This is a genomic window from Treponema socranskii subsp. buccale (genome assembly GCF_024181585.1).
In the GTDB taxonomy this organism is placed as follows: Bacteria; Spirochaetota; Spirochaetia; order Treponematales; family Treponemataceae; genus Treponema_D; species Treponema_D buccale.
This window is the reverse complement of record NZ_CP054258.1, coordinates 2,201,992-2,224,738: the sequence shown is the minus strand read 5'-3', so window position 1 is coordinate 2,224,738 and position 22,747 is coordinate 2,201,992. Positions and strand designations below refer to the sequence as shown.

General features: G+C 37.0%; 24 protein-coding genes and 1 pseudogene. 20 read left to right on the top strand and 5 right to left on the bottom strand.

Annotation, left to right across the window (positions count from 1 at the left end; genetic code table 11):
- Positions 1-20: 20 nt before the first annotated feature.
- The 10 genes and pseudogenes from HRI97_RS10065 to HRI97_RS10020 form a co-directional block, all read left to right on the top strand.
- Positions 21-377, top strand: a pseudogene (locus HRI97_RS10065) (tyrosine-type recombinase/integrase); the annotation flags it as partial.
- Between the two features lie 197 nt (positions 378-574).
- Positions 575-1,066, top strand: coding sequence for an NUDIX hydrolase (locus HRI97_RS10060; protein WP_253725315.1), 492 nt, complete (start codon positions 575-577; stop codon positions 1,064-1,066).
- A 56-nt stretch (positions 1,067-1,122) separates the two neighbouring features.
- Entirely contained in the window at positions 1,123-1,374 is a 252-nt protein-coding gene (locus HRI97_RS10055) for a type II toxin-antitoxin system Phd/YefM family antitoxin (RefSeq protein ID WP_253725314.1), read from the top strand.
- A 3-nt stretch (positions 1,375-1,377) separates the two neighbouring features.
- A complete protein-coding gene (locus tag HRI97_RS10050; protein ID WP_253725313.1) occupies positions 1,378-1,674 on the top strand; it encodes a Txe/YoeB family addiction module toxin in 297 nt (98 codons plus the stop codon).
- 780 nt (positions 1,675-2,454) lie between these two features.
- Entirely contained in the window at positions 2,455-6,072 is a 3,618-nt protein-coding gene (locus tag HRI97_RS10045) for a hypothetical protein (protein ID WP_253725312.1), read from the top strand.
- A gap of 669 nt (positions 6,073-6,741) precedes the next feature.
- Positions 6,742-7,587: an Lcl C-terminal domain-containing protein gene (locus HRI97_RS10040; RefSeq protein ID WP_253725311.1), complete on the top strand. Its 846-nt coding sequence runs from the start codon at positions 6,742-6,744 to the stop codon at positions 7,585-7,587.
- A 3-nt stretch (positions 7,588-7,590) separates the two neighbouring features.
- Positions 7,591-7,815: a hypothetical protein gene (locus tag HRI97_RS10035; RefSeq protein ID WP_253725310.1), complete on the top strand. Its 225-nt coding sequence runs from the start codon at positions 7,591-7,593 to the stop codon at positions 7,813-7,815.
- Between the two features lie 105 nt (positions 7,816-7,920).
- On the top strand, positions 7,921-8,739 hold the full coding sequence (locus HRI97_RS10030) for a leucine-rich repeat domain-containing protein (RefSeq protein ID WP_253725309.1): 819 nt from the start codon (positions 7,921-7,923) through the stop codon (positions 8,737-8,739).
- A 128-nt stretch (positions 8,740-8,867) separates the two neighbouring features.
- Positions 8,868-9,812, top strand: coding sequence for a hypothetical protein (locus tag HRI97_RS10025; protein ID WP_253725308.1), 945 nt, complete (start codon positions 8,868-8,870; stop codon positions 9,810-9,812).
- A gap of 154 nt (positions 9,813-9,966) precedes the next feature.
- On the top strand, positions 9,967-10,167 hold the full coding sequence (locus tag HRI97_RS10020; RefSeq protein ID WP_253725307.1) for a hypothetical protein: 201 nt from the start codon (positions 9,967-9,969) through the stop codon (positions 10,165-10,167).
- Positions 10,168-10,299: 132 nt separating this feature from the next.
- Here HRI97_RS10020 and HRI97_RS10015 read toward each other — a convergent pair whose 3' ends face one another.
- From HRI97_RS10015 to HRI97_RS10000, 4 genes are all read right to left on the bottom strand, one after another.
- Entirely contained in the window at positions 10,300-11,193 is an 894-nt protein-coding gene (locus HRI97_RS10015) for a PfkB family carbohydrate kinase (RefSeq protein ID WP_253725306.1), read from the bottom strand.
- A 154-nt stretch (positions 11,194-11,347) separates the two neighbouring features.
- The gene (locus tag HRI97_RS10010) at positions 11,348-12,058 is read right to left on the bottom strand and encodes a transposase (protein ID WP_301338885.1); all 711 of its coding nucleotides are present in this window, start codon (positions 12,056-12,058) and stop codon (positions 11,348-11,350) included.
- A 119-nt stretch (positions 12,059-12,177) separates the two neighbouring features.
- Entirely contained in the window at positions 12,178-12,909 is a 732-nt protein-coding gene (locus tag HRI97_RS10005; RefSeq protein WP_253725304.1) for a transposase, read from the bottom strand.
- 214 nt (positions 12,910-13,123) lie between these two features.
- On the bottom strand, positions 13,124-13,585 hold the full coding sequence (locus tag HRI97_RS10000; protein ID WP_253725303.1) for an IS110 family transposase: 462 nt from the start codon (positions 13,583-13,585) through the stop codon (positions 13,124-13,126).
- A gap of 337 nt (positions 13,586-13,922) precedes the next feature.
- Here HRI97_RS10000 and HRI97_RS09995 point away from each other — a divergent pair, with 337 nt between their 5' ends.
- From HRI97_RS09995 to HRI97_RS09970, 6 genes are all read left to right on the top strand, one after another.
- Complete coding sequence (locus HRI97_RS09995) at positions 13,923-14,135, top strand: hypothetical protein (protein ID WP_253725302.1); 213 nt, start codon at positions 13,923-13,925, stop codon at positions 14,133-14,135.
- Positions 14,136-14,268: 133 nt separating this feature from the next.
- Positions 14,269-14,571: a hypothetical protein gene (locus HRI97_RS09990; RefSeq protein WP_253725301.1), complete on the top strand. Its 303-nt coding sequence runs from the start codon at positions 14,269-14,271 to the stop codon at positions 14,569-14,571.
- A gap of 162 nt (positions 14,572-14,733) precedes the next feature.
- On the top strand, positions 14,734-15,522 hold the full coding sequence (locus HRI97_RS09985; protein ID WP_253725300.1) for a TIR domain-containing protein: 789 nt from the start codon (positions 14,734-14,736) through the stop codon (positions 15,520-15,522).
- A gap of 101 nt (positions 15,523-15,623) precedes the next feature.
- Positions 15,624-16,226, top strand: coding sequence for a hypothetical protein (locus tag HRI97_RS09980; RefSeq protein WP_253725299.1), 603 nt, complete (start codon positions 15,624-15,626; stop codon positions 16,224-16,226).
- A gap of 18 nt (positions 16,227-16,244) precedes the next feature.
- Complete coding sequence (locus HRI97_RS09975) at positions 16,245-16,769, top strand: DUF1697 domain-containing protein (RefSeq protein ID WP_253725298.1); 525 nt, start codon at positions 16,245-16,247, stop codon at positions 16,767-16,769.
- A 104-nt stretch (positions 16,770-16,873) separates the two neighbouring features.
- The gene (locus tag HRI97_RS09970) at positions 16,874-17,515 is read left to right on the top strand and encodes a transglycosylase domain-containing protein (RefSeq protein ID WP_366794028.1); all 642 of its coding nucleotides are present in this window, start codon (positions 16,874-16,876) and stop codon (positions 17,513-17,515) included.
- Positions 17,516-17,909: 394 nt separating this feature from the next.
- Here the strand turns inward: HRI97_RS09970 and HRI97_RS09965 are convergent, their stop codons facing one another.
- Positions 17,910-18,878 carry an alpha/beta hydrolase gene (locus HRI97_RS09965; protein WP_253725296.1) on the bottom strand — a complete coding sequence of 323 codons (969 nt, stop codon included), beginning with the start codon at positions 18,876-18,878 and terminating at the stop codon, positions 17,910-17,912.
- A 130-nt stretch (positions 18,879-19,008) separates the two neighbouring features.
- On the opposite strand from HRI97_RS09965, the gene HRI97_RS09960 reads away from it, so the two are divergent.
- From HRI97_RS09960 to fusA, 4 genes are all read left to right on the top strand, one after another.
- Positions 19,009-19,383 (top strand): desulfoferrodoxin family protein, encoded by a 375-nt coding sequence (locus HRI97_RS09960; protein ID WP_253725295.1) that lies wholly within the window; start codon positions 19,009-19,011, stop codon positions 19,381-19,383.
- Positions 19,384-19,397: 14 nt separating this feature from the next.
- On the top strand, positions 19,398-20,051 hold the full coding sequence (locus HRI97_RS09955) for an HAD family hydrolase (protein ID WP_253725294.1): 654 nt from the start codon (positions 19,398-19,400) through the stop codon (positions 20,049-20,051).
- Positions 20,052-20,190: 139 nt separating this feature from the next.
- Entirely contained in the window at positions 20,191-20,595 is a 405-nt protein-coding gene (locus tag HRI97_RS09950) for a rhodanese-like domain-containing protein (RefSeq protein ID WP_253725293.1), read from the top strand.
- Between the two features lie 88 nt (positions 20,596-20,683).
- On the top strand, positions 20,684-22,735 hold the full coding sequence (gene fusA, locus HRI97_RS09945; RefSeq protein ID WP_253725292.1) for an elongation factor G: 2,052 nt from the start codon (positions 20,684-20,686) through the stop codon (positions 22,733-22,735).
- Positions 22,736-22,747: the final 12 nt, after the last annotated feature.

Genomic DNA, 22,747 nt, shown 5'->3' with positions numbered 1-22,747 from the left:
ACATAGAAAATTCCATCTAACCGTTTGCTTTTGCAAAAAAATATCCCAATGCCGGCAAAACTCAGTTCCGGCAGTGGGTGTTTCCTCAAGCACGCCGATGGCGTAACAAAGAAACCGGCGAGCAAGGGCGCCACCATATCGATCCTTCGGTTATTCAGCGTACTCTGCATGAAGCTGTTTTAAAGTCCAACATCCCAAAACCAATCGGCTGTCACACTTTCCGCCACTCATTTGCAACGCACCTGCTTGAAGCTGGCTACGATATCCGCACTATCCAAGAGCTTCTCGGCCACAGCGATGTTAAAACTACTATGGTTTACACCCATGTCCTAAATCGCGGCGGTCTAGGCATTCAAAGCCCTATAGACAGGATGTAATTTTTCTTTGCTCCGTTTAGCGAAGATAGGCCTAATCAGCCGATTGTTGATTTATTTTTGTGAACAGTTATGGTAGAAAGATCTGATTTTTTGATCCGCAGCAATTTAGATGGAAAAGCATAGGTTTTTGTGATATTATAAGGAAAGGTCGAAATGATGTTATGTGGACTACACAGGGCGTAGCAGGGGGAAAAATAATGGAAGTAGATTGTTGTTTTACTAATGAAAATAACTGGTTCAGATATAGAACTGGAGCAATTATTATTGAAGATAGTTGTATTCTTTTTGCAGAAAATAAAAGCTTTAATTATCTATACACAATCGGCGGCGGTGTTCATATAAATGAAACTTCTGAATCATGTGTAAAGAGAGAAGTTCTTGAAGAAACGGGGATTGAATACGAGATTGACCATCTTTCTGTAATTTGTGAGAACTTTTTTAAAGGACATGGCAGACATGATAATAAAAACTGTCATTGTCTTGAATTATATTTTTTCATGAAAAGCAAAGGCTCTAAAAAATTGAATGAGAATTCTATAAATGCAGATGGCGAAAAAGAATTTTTAAGATGGATACCATTAAATGAAATTAAGACAGCAAATATAAGACCATCTTTTCTTAAAGATAAAATCTATGAAATTATTGAAAGTAAAAATGCTTTCCATATTATTACAGACATAGATAAGTAATATTGAATATTGACGTACGTAAAAGCGTACGTTATATTGTATATGAGAGGTACTGTATGAATGCAATAAATGTAACGCAGGCAAGAGCACATCTTTTTCAATTGATTGCTAATGTAAATCTTAATTCAGAACCAATTACGCTAACTAACAGTAAAGGAAAAAATGCTGTTCTTATTGGAGAAGATGACTGGAATGCTATTCAAGAAACATTGTATTTGAATTCTGTTTCCGGACTGTATGATTCATTAAAAAAAGGTATGGAGACTTCTTTGGAGCATTGTATATCTGAAAACGATGTTAATTGGTAAGTGATGTTTAGAATAGTTTATGAAAAGCAGGCAATAAAAGATATTGCCGATTTAAAAGCAGCTAGACTGGATAAAAAGGCAAAGAAATTAATCGAAATTGTAAAAAATAATCCTTTTCAAAATCCTCCGCCATTTGAAGCGTTGGTTGGAAATTTAACAGGATTGTATTCAAGACGGATAAATATACAGCATCGATTTGTATATCAAGTTTATAATGAACATATTACTTTTGAAAATATGGAATATGAAGGAGCTGTCAAGATAATAAGAATGTGGACTCATTATGAAGACTTAAAATAAGAAATCACATAACACCCGCTTCAACGCTGACATTTGTTTTGTCACAAAAGTTGCTTGGGCGGTCGCTGCTTGCGCAGCTCCCTTTTTTATGCAACTTTTGCGCCAACTTTGCCGCCGCTATGCGTCGGCAAAGCCGCAAATGCAGGTTAAGCGCATGTTAGATTGACCTGCCTTGAGGCAGGCTGGTACGGAACCAATCAAAGCAGACTTTCGACTAAAAATAAAAATAATTGCAATGCAAAAAGAGAGCGAAAATGAAAAAAGATGGGCATACATATTAATTAGGAAATGATAAGACAGGAAAAAAATTTACTTTTCAGAAAATGATTTCGTATATTATACTAGGTGAAAAATCGGAAAAGATAAACTGCAATAGGAGTTTTGATCTTGATATATCATATGGTCTAAATTGGTATAAATCAATTTTTAATAACCCGTAGTTTTCAAGAAAAATAAGAAGAATATACTTCCATATGAAGGATTGTTCTGATAAATTATTTAAAGATAGTGATATATGTATTCAGTCGTCGCATCTTGATGAAATAGCAATAGCTAAAATAATTCAAGAGCTATCTGAACGATTTATAATATTAAAGGAGTATCTTTTCTAATTCAGTAAATCGTGATTCCGAAAAAAAATACCCCCATTGCATCACTTGACTGACAATAGTGATTATTTATTGGAAAATGATAAATCAAAAGAAGGGGAATATCAGCTTGAGAGAAATGCCATGATTTTGTCAACCATATAATAAGTAAATAGGGTAGGTAAGGGGAAACATGTTAGCATATCATGAAAAAGATAGTTTACAAAAAACAGCAAAAGCATTACTCGATGACAGAAAAAATTATTATATTCCAGATGAATTGAAAGATAACGAATATTCTTGGAATATAAGTCTTTTTGTATCGAAAATATTATTTCATTCTCATCAGATGTTACCTCTAAATAAACAAGTATTAGATATAGAAATAGATAATTATAATAATAGCCATAAAACATCTGTAGATAAAATAAAATTAGAAAATAATTATTGGATTCGTTATATTTTTGACGAAGTAAAAATTCCAAGTTTAGTATTTTCATTTTGCAGAAAACTTTACAGCGATCCAAATGAACTAAGAAAATATAGCAATGGAAACAATATTGATGAATTACTTTTTCTTGGATATTTAGCAGAAAAATATGGCTACGAAGATTCTAGGTCATTTGTAATTGATACTAAAGATTTTAATGACATTTATAATACTTTCAAAAAAATATATCCAAATATCAAAACAAAATCAGAAGTTTTAAAATTACTTAAAATCGAGAGGATGAGAAATCAACCTGTTTATCAATATAAGCCTTTTCATATACGAAATTCTGTTTTTGACGAGAAACTTGCATATTATATTTGGAAAGACATTTCCGCTGCGAATACCGATATTACAGAAAGTATAAAAAAATGGGCTGTCATTCTTGAACAATTTGGAGGAGCAGATTTTGTAAATCTATTAAATGATCAAGAGCAAGATGAATTCTCAGATAATGCTATAGCCTTAATCCTTAAAGAAAAAGATTTAATCCTTGATGAGAAAAATGAATATAACAAACTCATTTGTGATTTAACTTATTTTAGTCGGTATGAAGATAATATTTTTCTCCAACCTCAAAAAAGAATCTTTGAAATAAATTATCACGATTATTTTTTAATGTGGGTTACTGACAAATCAACAGATGGCGGATGCGAGCTATTATGTCAGAATTGCAGAAAATTATATCTACTTCCGTTAATATCATTACTACATACTGAAAATTATTCAATGTACATCGATCAGTTACTATCTAATGATAAAAAACGCCCATTTTTATTTATTGAAATTTTATATAATCTAAAAAATAATAATCCGGAATATTTACTAGATTTTATAGATGAAGAAAATTATGGTTTGGTTTTTTATATTACTTTTATTGAATGCTGTTTAAGTAAAATTATTTCTCCACAAACTGAATTGCTTGAAGAATCCATAATTTCTTTGTTAAAGAAAACTATTGATATTTTTGTTGAAAAAAATTTTAAATTATATCCATTTAGATACAAGCAGTTTTCTAGGATTCTCATGTGGATTGGTCAATTTAATTTTCAAATAGATAGAAGCCCTGCAATTATTAAAATAAAAAAAGATATTTATAACTATCATAAAGAATTATTACAAAAGTATTTTTTATCTTTGAGACAAATATCAGATTTTCAACAATTAATTAACAACTTTCATAATGAAAAAGATTATATACTTCCAATTCATGGGGATATTGGTATCTCTCAGTTTTCCTATCTTTTTAATATTTTGGAAATTGCTAAAGAACAAGAGAATAAAGTTGCCAGTGATTTAATTGTAAATGAATTAAAAGTTCTTTATACAGAAAATATTCTTCATCAAAATAAATTATTTTTGACACGTGAATATATGCAGATTGAAAATTATGATTGGTCTTTGTTTTATGATCCCATTTTTGATAAAAATGAAATTCAGTGTTTTTGTAACAAGACAATAGAATCTTATATAGTATCCTATGGGACGGAATCAGATCTTTTTTATATTAATCATACAAATGTCGATAGATTTAAATTTCTATTAAAAACTTTGTGTTTGGCATATAAAAAGTGTAGAAACAACAAAAAAAATTATGAAGAAATTATATTAGGTTTACTTATTTATTGTTTTAGGGATGATTTAGCTGATAAAAGTGTTAATATTTTTTCTTCATTATACGAATCGTCTTTCAATGAAGATACTAATACATCAATTTTTCCTGAATTAATAGAAATTGTGAATACTTTTACAAAAGAGGGACAAACAAAATTTATAAAATTTGTACTTGAAAATGGAAATTTTAGACTCTTATTTAAGGCGTATAATCTTATAACTTTTGAAGAAGGTCATAACCAAATAGAAGAATTCATTAAAAATTCAGATTTTTCTACAAAAATAGATGAGATTTATACCATCCCTGATTTTATCGAAATAGTAACAAATGTTACTAATTCAAGAATCAGTGATAAATTTGAAAAATTATTATTTGAAGAACTTAATAGTATAATTACAAAAAAAGCACAAATCGGATATATAAGTCAATATACTTACCAAGCGGAACTGTTAAAACTTTTTCATTTTTATAAGATGAAAGACATTGAATCTTTGAAATCATATCAATTCCCTTTTAAAGATGAAGGTTATAAGTATAGTAAATATAAAAAAAGACTGGAATCTGACAAACTATTCTACACAGCAATGTTGAATATGGAGGATAAAAAATATTCTGAAGCTCTTCATATTCTGGATTATATTTGCAAAAAGTTTCCGGAGAATTTACAATATAATATTTATAAAATATATGTAAAATCTTATACATTGGAGGGAGATGAAAATAAAGATAATAGAAACAACTTATTAGCAGAGATTGAATCGTTTGAGAAAAAAGAAATTCAAAATATTGAGCTTTTATTATTCACAAAACTTAGAATATATATATTAAATGATAATTATGATTTAGCATTCTATTTTTATCAATCTCTTGATAGCGAGTTGAAAACAGATATTGATTTTTCATATTTAATTATTAATGAATTGATTAAAAAAAATCAATACGATATTGCATTTAATATTTTTAATAATATCAATCTTAGATTTGTAAAGACAAGAGAATACGATGAGTTAAAATCATTGCTTCCAACAAATCTATTACTGCCTGAACTCCAAAAATCTTATGTAAAAATTTTAACTGCGTTGACTCCTGATAAGCGATTCTTGGTGTTGCCAGCTTCTATCAATGATCATAATCAAGACTTAGGAAAATATATATTAAATGAAATCAAATGGGCTTTGCATAAAACTCTTAAAAAAATAGATCTTATTCAAAAAATTAGTGCTGCAAATCTTTCAGAGGATAATATTTCTGATTTACTTGAATTAGAAATTAATGGAAGATTATCCATGCTTGGTTATAAATTAGAGAATCAAGATAGAAGTGGTAAATCTTCTACAGGAAAAAATGCAGGTGAATTGGATTTAGAAATAAATTTTAATGATTTTTCTATAGTTATTGAAGCTGTAAAGTACAGTAGTGGCACAACAAAAAGGAAAGAGCATATCGTAAAAACATTTAAATATGACTCATCGGTAAAGTATATATATAATTTAATTTATTTTGATACTAACGAAGATTTTACTGCTGCTTGGGGAAAGATAAAGAATGATATTGATAATGCATCTTATCCCTCAGCTTTTAAAAAAACGAATACAGAAGAATTAGAATCTAATAATGCAGGAATAAAAATTATAAAAAGTGAACATGAAAATGAACTGGTTTATTATCATATCATGGGAAATTTTCACTATGCAGAAAAAACTTAATATAAATCACTCAGATGATATATTTTAATGTGTCTTTGTATGCAAGACTTAAATTATTTCTTGTAGACATTTCATCTCAATTAAAGAATTGCCTGAAAACTGATATAATAGCTGGACTCTTATGGGGTATTCCACGCAGCGAAGGAAGGAGAAGGTTATATGATAGAGTACAACCTAGAAAAGATGATTTCATGGCAGATATGATTTTACGCAATAAAAGATGTAAAACTTTTTTTTATAGAACTTAGAGATGCAACAAACGAAAGCATTTTTGGAAATATTCCTAGGTATTATACAGATTGAGGTTCTCGGTTGGAACACGGTCTAGCCTAAATAATAGGTTTGTTCTGAAAATTGAGTGATATGGAAAAACTGATGATTTTGATGAAGAAAAGAGTGGTGTAAATTATACTTATCATAAATAATTCATTATTGATAGAAACCAATTTATAGATGCAAAAGATTATAAGATACTAGAATACTGGCTCTCGAAAACGATGGTAAATTTCAAGCTCATAAAATGTATTACATATGATTAATTGTTTGAGATATTTAAAAACATGATAATCTAACACCCGCCTCAACGCTGACAACAAGGACAAGCCTTGTTGCAGATCAAGCGAATGTTAGATTGATGGCTCTACTAGGGCTGCTGGATTGGAGGATATAATGAAACGCATTTTCTTACCGATCATGACTTTGCTTGCACTCGCAACGATTTCTGCGAAAGAACAAAAATGTTTCGGTGAAAAACCGCATCCCGACACCGTGGGCGACATAGTGTTTGCAGACGGCACGGCGATGGCGCGGCGAGAAGGGTTTTCCTTCACCGATGAGCAAAAAGCGGCTGCAATCGCAGTCATCTTCTATGTGGGATCGGAATGTTCCAACGACGGGCGAGAGCGGATGCTTGGCGTGGGATTGGTCCGCTCTAATGATTATGTCGGATGGTGTGATAGTGATGCATGGGCATACTGCGAATATATTAAACCGATAGAATGTTCCATAAACGGCTATATCGGTAAATACACTTTTGAAGGAGATACCGACGGAAGCGATAACCTTGAACAAATCGGTGCATGCCTTTCTACGCGGGCTCAGAATCTTACGGACGACGAAGTCGCTTATTGGTATCCGGCAGGAAGACCTTTTGATGATACGGAAAATGAAAGCCTTTACCCTGCATTCTACTTTGCAAAAAACTATGCAAAACAAAGCAAAAGTCATGTCTACGGAACGCGCTACGAGAAAGGCTGGTATCTTCCATCGATTGCGGAACTGTTCCAGATATGGAAAAACAAAGAAACTGTGGACGCTGCGATACGGCTTTGCGGAGGAGATGAATTTGGAGAATGGCATTATTTGTCATCGACACAATTTACCGATAAAACGGATTATACTTACGAACTCTACTTTTTTACGGGAAGTGAGCATGGACGCAAAAAATACTTTGGAGAATTTGTCTGCGCAATCCGCGAATTTGACGGACGGCGTCCGGCGCCGCAGGAGAGATAGAAAATGGTTTATAAAATCAATCTTGAAAAAAAGAAAGAATTTGAAAGTTTTAATTTTCGTCAAGTGTTAAAACGGTTTTGTCTTTTTGAAACAGCAGCAGATTCAAATCTGCCGATTGTTTATAATGTAAACATAGGACATTCGTCTCCCAAATGTATTATTCCTTTTGGCGTAACGGCTTACGTCGATATACGAGAGCAGGTAATTAGATTTGAGAGCATCACCTAACGCCCGCTTCAACGATGACAACGCGGATAAGCCGCAAATGCAGGTTAAGGGAGAAGTTATGTACACAGCGCTGAGCGTTGGATTTAGGCGAAAGAAAAAATTAATATGATTTATCCAAAAAGTAATCGAATAACTCTTGAATGTAATGAAGAAATTAATAAAAGCTTACAAGCTCTTTTGAATTATCCGGAACTTGAGTCGATACATATTGGTTCACCTCGTAAAAAAATCAAATATAATTCATCAATTTTTAACAATTTCAAAGATTTAACAGAACTTGGTTGTGATCTAGAAAATGTAAAGTTAAATCTTCCAAAGTTAAAAAGTTTAGGTTGTGGTTTTGGGAAAAATACGGAAATAACTCCTGAATGTAAACAACTTGAAAAAGTTTCCATTTATAGATGTAAAGATTATGAAAATTTTTGGTTACAGATGCAAAAACTTCCTTGTGTAAAAACGATTCATATAGGTTTTGGGAATATGTTAAATCTTTCTTCTATTTGTGAATTACCAAAACTTGAGGAACTTAGGTTTTTTTATATCAAAAATCTTAATGATATAAAAGGTATAGAAAAGTTAAAAAAAACATTAAAAAGGCTTTGGTTTGAAGAAGGTGCAGGAAAAAATATTTCAGATTGGTCAATTCTTGGAGAACTTACCGAATTACAAGAACTTGTAATAGGAAATAATTCAAAAATTTCTAATCTTCATTTTCTTGATACATTAAATAAATTAAAAAGTTTTAGGTTTGTATCAGTAAAAATTACAACAAAAGATTTATCACCACTAGATTCTATTCCAGAAGTAGCATATTTCCATACAGGTATTGATAAAGAACTTGATTTATATTTAAATGAAAAACAAAGAGAATTAAGAAGTAAGATTCAGAACAGAGTAAAAGAGCTTGGGGAAAAATACAAATAAATAAAATTAAAGGAAAAACACATAACACAGTTTTCAAAGCCGACAGGTAATCGAGCTGCCTGCGGTTTAAAACAATGTTATGTACACAACGCTATAGGCGTGGTTTTTAGAAAAAAGGGGTAAATAGAATGGTTTTTCCGGGTTTAAAAAAATTGAGCCAAGAATTTGGTTTCAAAAATAACGGAACATATTTTTATGGATTTATAAATAATACATATGTTATGTTTGCAGATGGGGCGAATCGGGAAAATGTAAGTTTCAGATTTCCAATTGAATTAAATGAAGATGATAAAAAGAAAATTTTATCTTGGAAAAGGAAAGGATATGCAAAAAGTATAGATTTTTTTGATGATCAGTCATTTGATGTTTATATTGTATTTACGGAATATTTTTTACCTTTCAAAATTTCAAAAATAAAAGAAGTAATTGAAGACATAACTGGTTATATTAAACAAAAATACCCGCAAGAAAAATCAAAATGCAGTGGAGATAACTGTATAGAAACGGATGGACTTAATATATTTGATATTGATGGTATTCCGTTGCCGATGTGTTCTTCTTGTGCAAAAAGATTAGAAACTAAAATTGAAAATGCGTATGAAGATTTTAGGCTCCAACCAAATAATTATCTTCAAGGTTCAATAGCAGCGATAGTTTTTTCTATTCCTGGAATATTAGTAACATTCATTTTATTTTTGTTAGGTAGAATTGCAGGTGCATCAGGTTTAATATATTTTTATCTTTCACAAAAAGGCTATGTTTGGGCAAAAGGCAAAATGAACAAGATAGGTGTACTTATAATTTCTTTAATAAGTTCGGTATATACGGCTGTCGGAGTATATTTAAGTTATATTGCTGTTATTATAAAAGAAGTATTAAAGTTTCCGGAAATAAAAGGTTATCCCATATTTGAAATTGTAAAGCTTTCTTTTGAATCAGTAAAAGAACCGGAAGTCAAAAAAGAATTACTTACAAATATATATTTATCGTTGTTTTTGTGCGGTATTTGTATTTTAATAAATATGATTCAGTTATTAAAATCAACTGGCAAGGTAAAAATAAAAAAAGCATAACAAGGTTTTCAAAGCCGATAAAAACTTTGTCACAACAGTTACTTTCCGCAGCTTTTCGCCGCTGCAACTTTTGCACCAATTTTGCGCGTTGCGCAAAAACGTTTTTACGGTTTAAAACGCTGGTTATACGGACGGCCGACGGAGCGGCCGCAAAATGGAAAATATAAAAGAAATAAATGTTAATTATAATTTCACAACCGATACACATGGTTTTTGGGATGATTATCGGTTAAACAGAAAAGGGCTTGGAATGTTTAATAATGGTTGTGATCCTGATTCAAAATATAAACAAAAGTACGTAAAATTCTTGTCGTCATATTTACACTGCTCGCAAAGTTTCAGAAAAAGCGGATAGACAATCAACGCTATCCATATTTGTGTTTTGACCGCATTTTCCTTGAGCCGAGTGACGAACAGAACGCCATTTTCGCAGAAATTGCCGAAGGTTTTATAATTACAGTCCCAACTATACCGCGAATTACAGACTTTAAAAAGTATCTTCTTTATCTTGGACGTAGTGAAATTTATTTAAAAGCTCTTCGTCGTATTCGGGAATTGCGCCTTGATGCGCACAGACATAATCCGCAAGGGTTGATCCGAAAGCCAACGCCTGCTGTAAAGGAGCACCTTTAAGCATCATGTACAAAAAACCTGCGGATAAACTGTCTCCGGCGCCGACCGTATCTACGACGGTTATGTCTTTACAGTTCTGCCGGAAAATTTTTCCGTCCTTCGTACAGCAAACCGAACCTTTTTTTCCGAGAGTTACTAAGATTATATCGAGCGGGTATCGGTGAAAAAGCTCCGCTATCGTTTCATCGAAATTCTTTTTACCGATGTCTGCGGCGTTCGCTATAACGGGAATTTCATCGTTATTCATTTTAACGATGGTGGCATGTAGAAGCCCTTGATCGATTATTTCCTTGCTGTAAAAATTTTTACGGATATTTACGTCGAAAAATCTTACAGGTACGTCAAGAGAGTCCCATATTCGGCAGAGGGCTTTTCGGTTTTGTTCGCTGCGCTGTGCAAGAGTTCCGTAACATAGAACGTCAAACGGTCCTTTTAGCTCATCGGAAATTTTTATGTCGTCCCAAGCGCACGGCTCGTTAAAAGCGTAGTCGGCTATTCCGTCGACAAGAAAAACTTCGGCCTTTCCGGTAGGAAATTCGCTTATATGAATATGCTCGGAGCCTATTCCGAATTTTTTAACGGTGTCCAACGCCGACCGCCCCAGTTCGTCGTCTCCTACCGCGCTGACGATAGTTCCCGTTGCGCCGAGTTTTTGAAAATGCGCGGCCACATTTAACGGGGCGCCTCCGATTCGCGCCGAATCTTTGAATATGTCAAAAAGTATTTCTCCGAAACAGATAAATTTCATATTATTCAATCATTATAACATAGGGGCTGTCCAAGAAGTTATTGCCAACAGCAGTAAGGACAGCCTTTTTTTGTGAAAGGTTCGATTTTCGATTTTTTTTTGAGCGTCGTTTTTTTGTTTTACGCGTTCATCATTCGGGCAAGCTGCTTAAAGTCTATCCAATCATCAATAAGCCCCATTCGGTTCCCACTTTTTCATTCCCACGAAGATAAAATCTCCTAAAGTGTAAATTACCTTTTATCTGTCCAAAAACCGTTTCACATTCGGTAGAACGCTCCTTCATAAGTTTCTTGTATTCGTATGTTGCAAGCAGTTCCTTTACTTTTGCTTTCTGTTCAAGCCGGTGTTCGTTTCGCTGAACCATACGGCCGTATTCAGATTTTGTACACAGTGCTCGGAATGGACATCCTTCGCAATTATCACACCGGTAGACTTCATAAGTTTGCATATAGCCCGATTCATTTTTCTTCGTTACGGTCTTTTTGTAGGGGACCGGATTTCCACACGGACAGGTATATTCTTTCTGTTCTGCGTCATACTTCCAGTTTTCAGCATTAAAGATTTTCTTCTTGAAACTCCTCTTTGTTTCTTTTTCATAACTTGGGTATTTTACAATTCCTGTAATTTCTTTTTCTTCAAGATAATCATAATTCTCCTCGCTCCCATAACCGGCATCTGCAATAACTGTTTTAAATTTACATTTTAATCGATTCTGAACATTTTCAAGATGAGGGATAAAGGTTCTTGTGTCCGTTGGATTTGGAAAAACATCATAACCTATGACAAAATTGTTCTCCGTCCCGACCTGGATGTTGTAGCCGGGCTTGAGCTGCCCGTTGAGCATATGATCTTCTTTCATTCGCATGAAAGTTGCCTCTTCATCTGTTTTTGAGTAACTGTTTCTGCCCTTGAAGGTCGCCTTTGCCGTTTCGTACTTTGTTTTGCGTGGAAGGTAATCAGTTTCAATCTGCCGTTTTGCCTTTTTCAGTTTTTTTTTACGTCTTTTAATTCTTCAGCATCAAGGTTATTTATTTCGGCAAGTCTCTGTTTGATTTTTTCGGCTGCTTCCTTTATATCTTCGCTTGTTACAGGATCATCAGTTCCTGTTTCTGCAAAATCCTTATCCCCGTAAACTTGATCTTCTTTACGAGTGATTTCTTCTACATCATTCAGAAATACCTTGAGCTTCTCATCGAGCTTTTTCTCGTTTTTCTCAACAGCCTTTTTCCAGACAAAGGTGTATTTATTTGCAGCACTTTCGATTTTTGTTCCGTCTACAAAATATTTCTCAAGACTGACATAGCCTTTTTTATTCAGGAGCTGTACCGTCGCGATAAAGATTTCTTCGATTGAGTCTTTTAATTTTTCACTTCGGAATTTATTAATTGTCCGGAAGTCCGGTTTCTGAAATCCTGTCAGCCACATTACCTGTACATTTTCACGGCACTGCTTTGCAATCTGCCGTGAAGAATAGGTTCTTGTCATGTAGCAATAAATCAATACCTTCACAAGCATCACAGGATTATAACGGCTTGCTCCGCCTCCTTTCGTATATTTTGCAAATACTTCTTCTATCCCAAGCTCGTCTACTGTTTTACTAACAATTCTTACAAAATGATTTTCCGGTACAAGTTCATCCAGGCTCGGTGGCAAAAGCCACTGTTCATGCTGATTGTACGGCTTGAATGTGATTTTATCGCTTACTCCTCTGCTCATACTTAAATTTTAGCACAGAACAAATCTTTTGTCTTTAAAAATAATCAGGGCTGTCCTTTCTTTTTGGACAGCCCCATCGTTGCCGTATCGTTGCCGTATTATTGCCGCCTGTTCCCGCCGGATTATTGGTGTCCAAGCGGCGGCAGCAAATCGGCGCCGCTGAATTTTTAAAAGACGAACGGCAACATACTCCGTCTAAACCGCAAAGTTTATATCAAGGAATATACATTCGCTTCTTCGCATCTCTCGCTCTTGTATATTCCTTTAATGCTTCCATTGCTTCACTGGGAAGATATACCTGTCGGTACGATTTATATGCAAGAATCCGTGCTATTGCTCTTGCGTCTATTCTATCGGTTTTTACACGTCTTTTCCCCTCCGGATTTGCCATTGTTGTCGGTGCCATGACAACGCATCCAAAGCCTGCTTGCTGCAATCCCCGGCAAAGTCCATACCCTGTCGGTCCCGCTTCATAGCCGCAGACAAACAGTAGTTCTTCCCGATGCTTCTGCTTTATTGCCTCCAAATAGCTTATCACTGCTTTTGTTGTCCCCTTAACGATCATTTCATCTCTAAGTTCATTCCGCTGGAAATCAAAGCAACACAGTGCATACGTGTCCTTATGAACATCAATCCCTACATACAAAACTTTTTCGTTTTGTGTTATACTTTCCATGTTGTGCCTCCTTTTTGTATGAGGTAATACCTCTTTCCGGTAAGCATAGCGTTTACCGACTTGTTGTTAAATCCTCGTCGTTACAAACGGGCTGGCACAACATATTGTCTATGGGCTAAGCAGTAGATAGCTACTGTGAATTCCCGCGTAATAGACAGAAAGAACTTTTGGCGGATCATTGACCTGTCGGTAACAGTTGAAACGAAGTTTCAGCTTAAATCCACGAATATCAGAATGGTCTGGTGCCGAAAATCTTGGTTTCTAAAACCTTTTCTTTTTTTATATTTATTTTGTTTTGCTATTGACAAATGGCACAACATATCAGGAGATGTAAATTATGTTTTTCAATGTAAAAGGTTGTGATTCTTTCAAACTTGCATGTGGTTATCAAGCTCCGACTCAAATGTCAATAAAAACAGAAGATGTTGAATCATTTATAAAGCTTGATCGTGGAGATGAATATAAAACCGGTTTGAGTATAAGATCTGGAAACGGAACTTCAAGATCTATTTACATTACTGAAGATTTTGATTCATTTCAGCAAAGGTGAACTAATTATTTATGGTTCTAAGGAAAACCTATTTTCTTAGAACCATCTTTTTAATTTTTGAATTTAATTGAATAACAAAAGTAATGTTAATCATAAAAATGATGTTTAGCTAACTAACTGAATGGAGGAAAATATGAAAGAAAAAAATGAACTAGAAAAAATACTGATAGATATAAAGAAGAAAACAAGCACTGCAGAAACTCTACAGAAAAAAGCGGATAGAAATTACGCTTATTTTAAAAATGAAAATTATGGCGATCCTGATGAAAAGATGAGAATATCTCAGAAATCTTATCAAAAAGCTTTTGAAATAGCAGCTAAGGTTTTAAAAATTATGCAAGATAACAATATTCACGATGAGCTGTTAGAAAAAAGAAATAATGATATTGTTGTCAAGCATAAAAAAGTTGAGCAATTAAGAAAAAATAAAAAATAATTACTTTAAATAATAATTTGTGTAGAAAATAGTTGCAAATATTGATATAAAATATTTAAAATAAGAATTAACCTAATACCCGCTTCAACCTGACATTGCGGACAAGCCGCAAATGCAAGTTAAGCGGTAGTTAGACCGATGCTTCGCACAGAGGAGGAAATAATGAAGAAAAATGAAAGAATAAACAAAGTTATAAAAACTATTGATTTACTAATAGAAGAATTGAATCGGAAAAATACTGATAACTATTTTGCATACAAAAATACTTTACGATTGTTAGTTTTTAAGAACGGATTTGAATTAGAAGATTTATTTCGAGAATATATTCCAGCTGAAAAACTTGGGCTATTTGATACTGTTTTTCGTACATTTGTTAGTAATCCATCTTTCATGGGTAATCATGAAGAAGTAGTTCAAATGTTACTCGGGGCTAAGCAACTCATTAAAGATTATTGCCAATATAAAAATCTTCATGTTTTTTACTCTTGGCAATCAGATATTGCAAATAATATCAATCGCGGATTCATACAGAAAGCTATTCAGGATGCTATTGAAGAAATCAATCAAGAAAAAAAATTGGAGATATTTCTAGATCAAGACACTCGTGGAGAGTGCGGCTCTCCCGATATTGTCAATACAATATTAAGAAAAATAGACAACTCAGATGTTTTTATTGCGGATGTAAGTTCTATTAGTAATAACGATAAAAAATCATTCCCTAATCCAAATGTTATGTTTGAGTTAGGATATGCTTATAAAACTTTGGGTGATAGTAGAATTATTATGGTATACAATGAATCAAGCGGTGATATAAATAATCTTCCATTTGATTTGGGATTGAAAAGGCAAATGGTTTATAAGTGTTCTGACTCGGATGAAAAAAGTAAATTACGTGAAGGTCTCAAGACAAAAATAAAATCAGCAATAATTGGAATTTTAGAAGCAATGTAATGTATAACCCCCTGCTTCAACGCTGACAAACGGGTCGAGCCCGTTCGCGGGTTAAGCGCATGTTATGGCGACAGCCTATCGGCTTGCTTTTTAGGAGGAAAATGAAAAAAGTATTTTTGGTATTTTCAGCATTGATTGTCATATCTTTATCGGTTTTTGCGCAAGAAATAAAATTTAGAATCGATGGAAAACCATATAATAAGCAAATATATGACGAAAACAATAATCAGATTACAAATTTTAAGAACCGGGAACTAATTCAAGATTTCTACATTTCTCCTGACAATAAAAAAATGCTTGTTTATCATAGACCTGATAAGGCTAAAGCCTTCCTTATGACATTATATAATGGGGGAGGAATAAGATTTGAATACAGGAGCTACGAAGATCTTTCTATTGTCAGAGTAGTAAGCTCATACTATCCATTTGAAGATGTCGAAGGCAACATTTTAATTAACCCAGACTCTATGATGAAAAAGATTGTATTTTACCATTATTCTGATGGGACTGAAATAAAAACAATTGATTGTATAAAAGAATTAGTAGATAAAAAGATTTATGCTGGTTGGATACAAATCTATGAAGTTAAAAAAGTAGGAAAGCAGAAATATAAATTTTATATTGAAGGCAATCTAAACATAGAAGGAAGACAAGAAGAGGAATTCAAAACCGTTATCGAAATTGAAATAAAATGTAAACTTTAGGGCGGAACAAGGATTATTATGGATTATATAGCATTGCTCAGAGGGATCAATGTCGGAAACTCGGTAAAAATCAATATGAAAGAATTGAAAATATTGTTTGAGCAATGCGGTTTTTCAAACGTTTCAACATACATCAATTCCGGGAATGTGATTTTTAAATCACATGATAAGAAAAACAGTATCACGGAGAATATTGAAAAAGCATTACATATAACGACCGGGAATGAAGTAAAAGTATTGGTAAAGACAAAAAGTGAGATGGTGAAAATAGCAAACAGCATCCCCGGTGATTGGCAAAATAATGATGATCAAAAAACCGATGTAGCGTATTTATTTAAATCAATAGATACTGAAAACATAATAAATGAATTGCCGATAAAAAAGGAATATATACAATTACTATATGTTAAGGGTGCGTTAATTTGGAATGTTCGACGAAAAGATTATAATAAAAGTCATTTGAATAAAATAATATCGCATAAAGTATATAAAGATATGACTATACGAAATGTTAATACGGCTCGGTATCTTGCAACGTACTGATAAAAAAACTTACCTAACACCCGATTCGATCTGATATTGCTTCGCAATGCAGGTTGAGCGAGTCTTGGATTGACACCGTACTGCAACGCTAAGGAAGAAAAAGAATGAAGTTGGCCGTAAGTAAAAAAAATATAAAATCTTTAATTATAAAAATGTTTTTTTCTTTACTTTTATTTATGTTATTATGTTGTTTGTGTGTATATATTTTTTTGAATATATATATTAATAAGAAAGGTATAAAAATAAAGTATGAGAATATAAAAAACGAAACTACAATTGAACTGACTGAAAAGCAAATAGAGATCGTAAGTTATATTTACACGAATGATAAAAATCCGAAATTAAGAAAACTTCCTTTAATTACGGATTTTGTTTTTTCAAAAAATAAAATGGCATATATAATGGCAACATTTTATTTTGAAAAGAATGATGAAAGAAATAAAAAAATTAGAACAATGGATCGGAGAATTATAATTTTCGGAACTATGAGAAATATTGAAAAAAATATTAATTATAAAGATTGTTATAATTATATAATTTCAAATACCTATTTTGGAAACGGAATAATCGGACTTGCTGATGCATCTGAATTTTATTTTGATAAAGATTATAATTATTTAAGCAATGAAGAATTTATAAAATTAATACTAACTGCAATAAATCCAAGCAGGTATAATATAAAACTTGGAAATAAAAGGCTTATAGAAGAAAAAGTTAACGAGATTTCCAAGTATATAAACGAATAATACCTGACGCGATTTTCAAATCCGATAAACGCCTCAAGTTTACAGTGTGCGCATCGCGTTCTTGTGCGGACGAGAAAGGCTTTCATTCGGCATATATGCTAATTCTGCAGCATGCCGTTTTCTTCCATCCGTTTCGCGTATCAAGCGAATGGCAGGTTTCGAAAATAAATAAAATTATGTTTACAGCGAAGTTGCGACCGTATACCGGAACCGCTTGACGTGTGCGGGATGCGGCGTAACAGCGGGAGACACGCGTGCGACTTTGTGCGTTCAGCTTGCGGAAGCCTTGCTTAAAAGCACAACCGGAGCGTAAGCGAGGATTCCGCTGTGAGAGCCGCGTTTGGACACGATTACGAATAATTGTACAGTAGCCGTTCCCGCCGGAAGTATAGCTTTATTGGCTGATACTTTCAAAACTTGCCATTCGATCTTTTAACCACGCCTCCATGTCTTCGTTCCAGTGTGTCTCTTTCATAAAGGCGCCCTCGAGCATACCGAAGCCGTGTCCGCCCGTTTCGTATTGCGCAAAGCGGCACGGTATATTTTTCGCTTTGAGAGCGGCGTACAGGAGACGGCTGTTTTCGAATTTAACGACGGGATCGTCGCGGCAGGCGAGGATGTATGTCGGCGGCATTGTCGAAGGGATTTGCTTTTCCATGGAAAAGCGTTCTTTTCGTTCTTCGCTCATATTTTTCCCGAGCAGGCTTTTCCGCGACCACTTGTTTGCGATATCGTCGCGCATCGAAACGACGGGATAGATCGCCATGACGAAGTCGGGACGCAGGCTTACTTTCACATCGATACCGAGCTTTGCAAGTTCGTTGCCGCGTTCGGCAAAGGCGCCTGCCATCGTCACTAAGTGTCCGCCTGCGGAAAAACCGATTGCGCCGACTCTGTCGGGATCGATGCCGTAGTCGCGTGCGTTTTCGCGTACGAGCTGGATCGCCCGCTGTATGTCTTCGAGTTGGGCGGGGTGATGAGCGCCTCCTTGGGCGACGCGGTAGCGCAGTACGAAAGTCGTAACGCCGAGCGCGTTGAAACGCTTTGCAGTACAGTGCCCTTCATTGTACATACCCAAGTGGTGATAGCTTCCGCCGGGACAAATGATGAGAGCTGCCCCGTTTGCGTTTTCTGGCCTGCTCATAAACATAACCGAATCGCAGTTTTTCATGCTCCGCACGCCCTGCCACAAAAAAACGGCGCGGCGGGAAGCGGAGAGGGGAAGGGCGGAAAAGACAATAAAAAGAACCGTACATACCGTACGAGCGCGGCACATATTTGTTTTAATAATTTTTTTACCGTTTGCAAAGAAGCGGGATGCCGTTATATGGAAACGATACAAGCTTTCGATTTTTTTATGCATGGTAAAAATTTACCCGAACCGCGCATTTCCGTCAATGAGCAAAAAAGTGAAATAAAAACAAAAATAAAATTATTTGCTTTTTTTTGTTTTTTCGGTATATTATATATGATACTATGTCTTGGAGGACACTATGCAATTTTATATATGCAGACATTGCGGCACAATCGTCAGCATGATTCACAAGGGAGGCTGCCTTCCGTCCTGCTGCGGAAAAGAGATGCAGGAGCTCAAAGCGAATACAACCGATGCTGCGCAGGAAAAGCACGTGCCGGTCATCACGGTAAAAGGCAGCGAAGTTCACGTTGCCGTCGGTTCCGTAGCTCATCCGATGGAAGCCGATCACTATATTCAGTGGATTGCGATAGAAACCGAACAGGGCGTCCAGCGTAAAACGCTTAAACCCGGAGAAAAGCCCGAAGCGTCGTTTGCGCTCGCCTCAGGCGACAAATTGATTGCGGCATACGAGTATTGCAATAAACACGGACTTTGGACGGCAAAAGCCTAAGCGCCGGAACACCGATGACGATGAAAACTTTTGCCGCAGTGATTTTCGATATGGACGGGGTTTTGCTCGACAGCGAAACCGTCTGCGACCTTGTGTGGCGTAAAGCGGCAAAAGAGTGCGGCATTGCCGATATCGAGTATCTTATCGAAAAAAACCGCGGATGCAATTATGCCGATACCCGTGCCTCGCTCGAACACGATTTGCAAAGCGTATCCGCGGCCGATAGATTTATGAATCGTACCGCGGAGCTTTTTAATAAAATCGAAACGGAAGAGGGGCTTCCTTCGATGAAAGGCGCGCGTGAGGCGCTTGAATATTTGACAAAAAAAGGCTACCGCGTCGCGCTTGCCTCTTCCACCGAGGGAGATGCCGTACGCCGTCAGATGAAAAACGCCGGCTTTATCGATTTTTTCGAAACGCTTACGACAGGCGATACGGTCGCTCGCGGAAAACCGGATCCCGAAATCTACGAGCGCGCCTGCGCATCGCTCGGTCTTTCGCCCGATGTCTGCTGTGCGATCGAAGATTCGCCGAACGGTATGCGGAGCGCGTACGGAGCGGGACTTTCGTGCATCATGGTGCCCGATAAAATTGCGCCCGACGATGAAATGAAAAAAATCGCGATGTGCATATTACCGTCTCTCGACGCAATCGGCACGGTTTTGTAATCGCCGCGTCGAACGCGAGGGCTTCTGCCGGAAGTGCAGCCGATTTTTATATTATATGCCGTTATATGCCGTTTTTGGAAAATACGGTTTCCGGTGTTGTTGACACGGATCATATACTATTTTGATAAGGATTGAAAATATGAATACACGAACGATAGGAATTATTATTTTTATGGGGGCGATAATGTTTTTTTCATGCTTTGCAAAAGAAAATGAAAAAAAAGCGGCAGAGCAATTTACATCGATTTCGATGGATGAAGCTGCAAAACTTATGGAAACGGAAAAGGATTTTATCCTCGTCGACGTCCGCCGTCCCGATGAGTACAAGGCGGGTCACATTCCGGGGGCCGTCCTTTTGACGAACGAAACGATCACCGAAGAGAGCGCCGCGCGCATTTTGAAAAATAAAAATCAAAAAATTCTCGTTTACTGCAGGAGCGGACAAAGAAGCCGTGTTGCCGCCGGAAAACTTTCGTCGATGGGATATACGAACGTCGTCAATATCGGCGGCATTATGAGCTGGAAAGGCAAAATCGAAAAATAGCGCGCAGGATATTAATTCGCACGATAACAAACTCCGGCCCGCTCTTCGTTCGCTTGCTCCTTCTTTCTCTTTTCTATATACTCGCGTTATGCAGCTGAATAAAATACGAAATATCGGAATCATGGCGCACATCGACGCGGGCAAAACGACGACGACGGAGCGCATTCTCTATTATACGAAAAAAATTCACAAAATCGGCGAAATCGACGACGGTCAGGCGACGATGGATTTTTTGCCGCAGGAACAGGCGCGCGGCATTACGATTGCGAGTGCGGCGACGACGACCGAGTGGAAAGGCTTTCAAATCAATATCATCGATACGCCGGGGCACGTCGATTTTACCGCCGAAGTCGAGCGCTCGCTGCGCGTGCTCGACAGTGCGGTCGCCGTCATCTGCGCAGTCGACGGCGTGCAGCCGCAGACGGAAACGGTGTGGCGTCAGGCGGACACGTTTAAAGTGCCGCGCCTGTGTTTTATGAATAAGATGGATCGCGTCGGCGCCGACTTTTTCGGTTCGATGGAAGACGTGCACGAAAAGTTCGGTGTCGAATGCGTCGCTCTCCAGATCCCGATCGGGGAAGGAAGCGATTTCGAAGGCGTCATCGATCTTTTGACGATGCAGGAAATCCGCTGGAACGAAGACGATGACGGAGAAACTTTTTCGTTTTCCGATATCGCTCCCGAACGCAAAGAAAAAGCGGACGAATGGCGGGCGAAGCTCGTCGATCAGGTCGCGTCGGCTGACGATTTTCTTGCGGAATTATACCTCGAAGGAAAAGAGATAACGACGGAACAGCTGAAAGATGCGATACGCAAAGAGACGATAGCGCGCGCAATCGTTCCGTTTGTGATGGGAAGCGCCCGCCGCAATCAGGGCGTGCAGCCGCTCATCGATGCACTTATCGATTATCTTCCGGCACCCGACGAAGTGCCGCCCGCCGTCGGTCTGCACATAAAGCGCGACAAAGAAGAAAAGATCGAAGTGCCGTGTAAAGAAAGCGGAGCCGCCGTCGGTTTGGTGTTTAAAATTCAGCACGATCCGAATATGGGACTCCTGTGTTTTGTGCGCATGTATTCGGGAAAAATTGCGAGCGGCACGCAAGTATACAACGTCAACAAAAAAAAGCGCGAGAGAGTCAACAGAATTTTCAGAATCAACGCGGATAAAGAAGAACCGATCGACAGTATCGCTGCAGGCGATATCGCGGCATTTATCGGATTGAAACTCGCACAGACGGGCGACACGCTCGGCAGCGAGGGGATGCCGGTGCTCCTTGAAAAACCGCAGTTTCCCGAACCGGTCATATCGGTTTCTCTCGAACCCGAATCGCTCGCCGAACGCGACAGGATGAATGATACGCTTGCGATCCTTTCGCGGGAAGATCCGACGTTTACGTATCACGAAGACGCGGAAACGGGTCAGCTGATAATCAGCGGCATGGGAGAGCTGCATCTCGATGTACTCGTCACGCGCATGCAGGACGATTTTAAAGTGAAGTGCCGCGTCGGCTCTCCGCAAGTGACTTACCGCGAAGCGGTGACCGCAAGCGCGGACGCGAGCGAAAGCTACAGCAAAGTGCTCGGCGGAAAAGAAAATACGGCGGGCATAACGGTTCACGTCGAACCTCGTCCTCAAGGAGCCGGAAACTCCTATGCGTGTACCGTAAAGAAGGGCGATATCCCCGACGAAATTTTCGAAGCGATGGAAAGCGCGTTCGAAAGTTCTTTCCAATCGGGAATCAAATTCGGTTATCCCTGTACCGATACCGCCGTCACCGTAACCGATGTCGATTACAGCGAATTGACGTCGACGACGTTTGCATTCGAAGCGTGCGCCGCCGCGGTTTTCGACAAAGCGTGTTCGGCTGCAAAACCGGAATTGCTCGAACCCGTTATGGACGTCGATATTTCCTGTCCGAAAGAATTCGTCGGAGACGCGATGAATCAGATGACCGGCCGCGGCGGCATTATCCTCGGACAGGATTCGAAGCAGACGGGCGAAATCGTTCACGCGCAGGCACCGATGGCGAAGATGTTCGGTTTTTCGACGAGTCTCCGTTCGGCGACGCAGGGCAGGGCGTCGTTTTCGATGGAGTTCAGCCATTTTCAAGTAAAGCCCGGCGGATTGAACGCGTTTTAAGTCAGCCGGCCG

Coding starts and splice junctions, on each gene's coding strand:
- HRI97_RS10060 (WP_253725315.1), top strand. CDS start 575: ATGGAAGTAGATTGTTGTTTTACTAATGAAAATAACTGGTTCAGATAT.
- HRI97_RS10055 (WP_253725314.1), top strand. CDS start 1,123: ATGAATGCAATAAATGTAACGCAGGCAAGAGCACATCTTTTTCAATTG.
- HRI97_RS10050 (WP_253725313.1), top strand. CDS start 1,378: ATGTTTAGAATAGTTTATGAAAAGCAGGCAATAAAAGATATTGCCGAT.
- HRI97_RS10045 (WP_253725312.1), top strand. CDS start 2,455: ATGTTAGCATATCATGAAAAAGATAGTTTACAAAAAACAGCAAAAGCA.
- HRI97_RS10040 (WP_253725311.1), top strand. CDS start 6,742: ATGAAACGCATTTTCTTACCGATCATGACTTTGCTTGCACTCGCAACG.
- HRI97_RS10035 (WP_253725310.1), top strand. CDS start 7,591: ATGGTTTATAAAATCAATCTTGAAAAAAAGAAAGAATTTGAAAGTTTT.
- HRI97_RS10030 (WP_253725309.1), top strand. CDS start 7,921: ATGATTTATCCAAAAAGTAATCGAATAACTCTTGAATGTAATGAAGAA.
- HRI97_RS10025 (WP_253725308.1), top strand. CDS start 8,868: ATGGTTTTTCCGGGTTTAAAAAAATTGAGCCAAGAATTTGGTTTCAAA.
- HRI97_RS10020 (WP_253725307.1), top strand. CDS start 9,967: ATGGAAAATATAAAAGAAATAAATGTTAATTATAATTTCACAACCGAT.
- HRI97_RS10015 (WP_253725306.1), bottom strand. CDS start 11,193: ATGAAATTTATCTGTTTCGGAGAAATACTTTTTGACATATTCAAAGAT.
- HRI97_RS10010 (WP_301338885.1), bottom strand. CDS start 12,058: ATGCGAATGAAAGAAGATCATATGCTCAACGGGCAGCTCAAGCCCGGC.
- HRI97_RS10005 (WP_253725304.1), bottom strand. CDS start 12,909: ATGAGCAGAGGAGTAAGCGATAAAATCACATTCAAGCCGTACAATCAG.
- HRI97_RS10000 (WP_253725303.1), bottom strand. CDS start 13,585: ATGGAAAGTATAACACAAAACGAAAAAGTTTTGTATGTAGGGATTGAT.
- HRI97_RS09995 (WP_253725302.1), top strand. CDS start 13,923: ATGTTTTTCAATGTAAAAGGTTGTGATTCTTTCAAACTTGCATGTGGT.
- HRI97_RS09990 (WP_253725301.1), top strand. CDS start 14,269: ATGAAAGAAAAAAATGAACTAGAAAAAATACTGATAGATATAAAGAAG.
- HRI97_RS09985 (WP_253725300.1), top strand. CDS start 14,734: ATGAAGAAAAATGAAAGAATAAACAAAGTTATAAAAACTATTGATTTA.
- HRI97_RS09980 (WP_253725299.1), top strand. CDS start 15,624: ATGAAAAAAGTATTTTTGGTATTTTCAGCATTGATTGTCATATCTTTA.
- HRI97_RS09975 (WP_253725298.1), top strand. CDS start 16,245: ATGGATTATATAGCATTGCTCAGAGGGATCAATGTCGGAAACTCGGTA.
- HRI97_RS09970 (WP_366794028.1), top strand. CDS start 16,874: ATGAAGTTGGCCGTAAGTAAAAAAAATATAAAATCTTTAATTATAAAA.
- HRI97_RS09965 (WP_253725296.1), bottom strand. CDS start 18,878: ATGCATAAAAAAATCGAAAGCTTGTATCGTTTCCATATAACGGCATCC.
- HRI97_RS09960 (WP_253725295.1), top strand. CDS start 19,009: ATGCAATTTTATATATGCAGACATTGCGGCACAATCGTCAGCATGATT.
- HRI97_RS09955 (WP_253725294.1), top strand. CDS start 19,398: ATGACGATGAAAACTTTTGCCGCAGTGATTTTCGATATGGACGGGGTT.
- HRI97_RS09950 (WP_253725293.1), top strand. CDS start 20,191: ATGAATACACGAACGATAGGAATTATTATTTTTATGGGGGCGATAATG.
- fusA (WP_253725292.1), top strand. CDS start 20,684: ATGCAGCTGAATAAAATACGAAATATCGGAATCATGGCGCACATCGAC.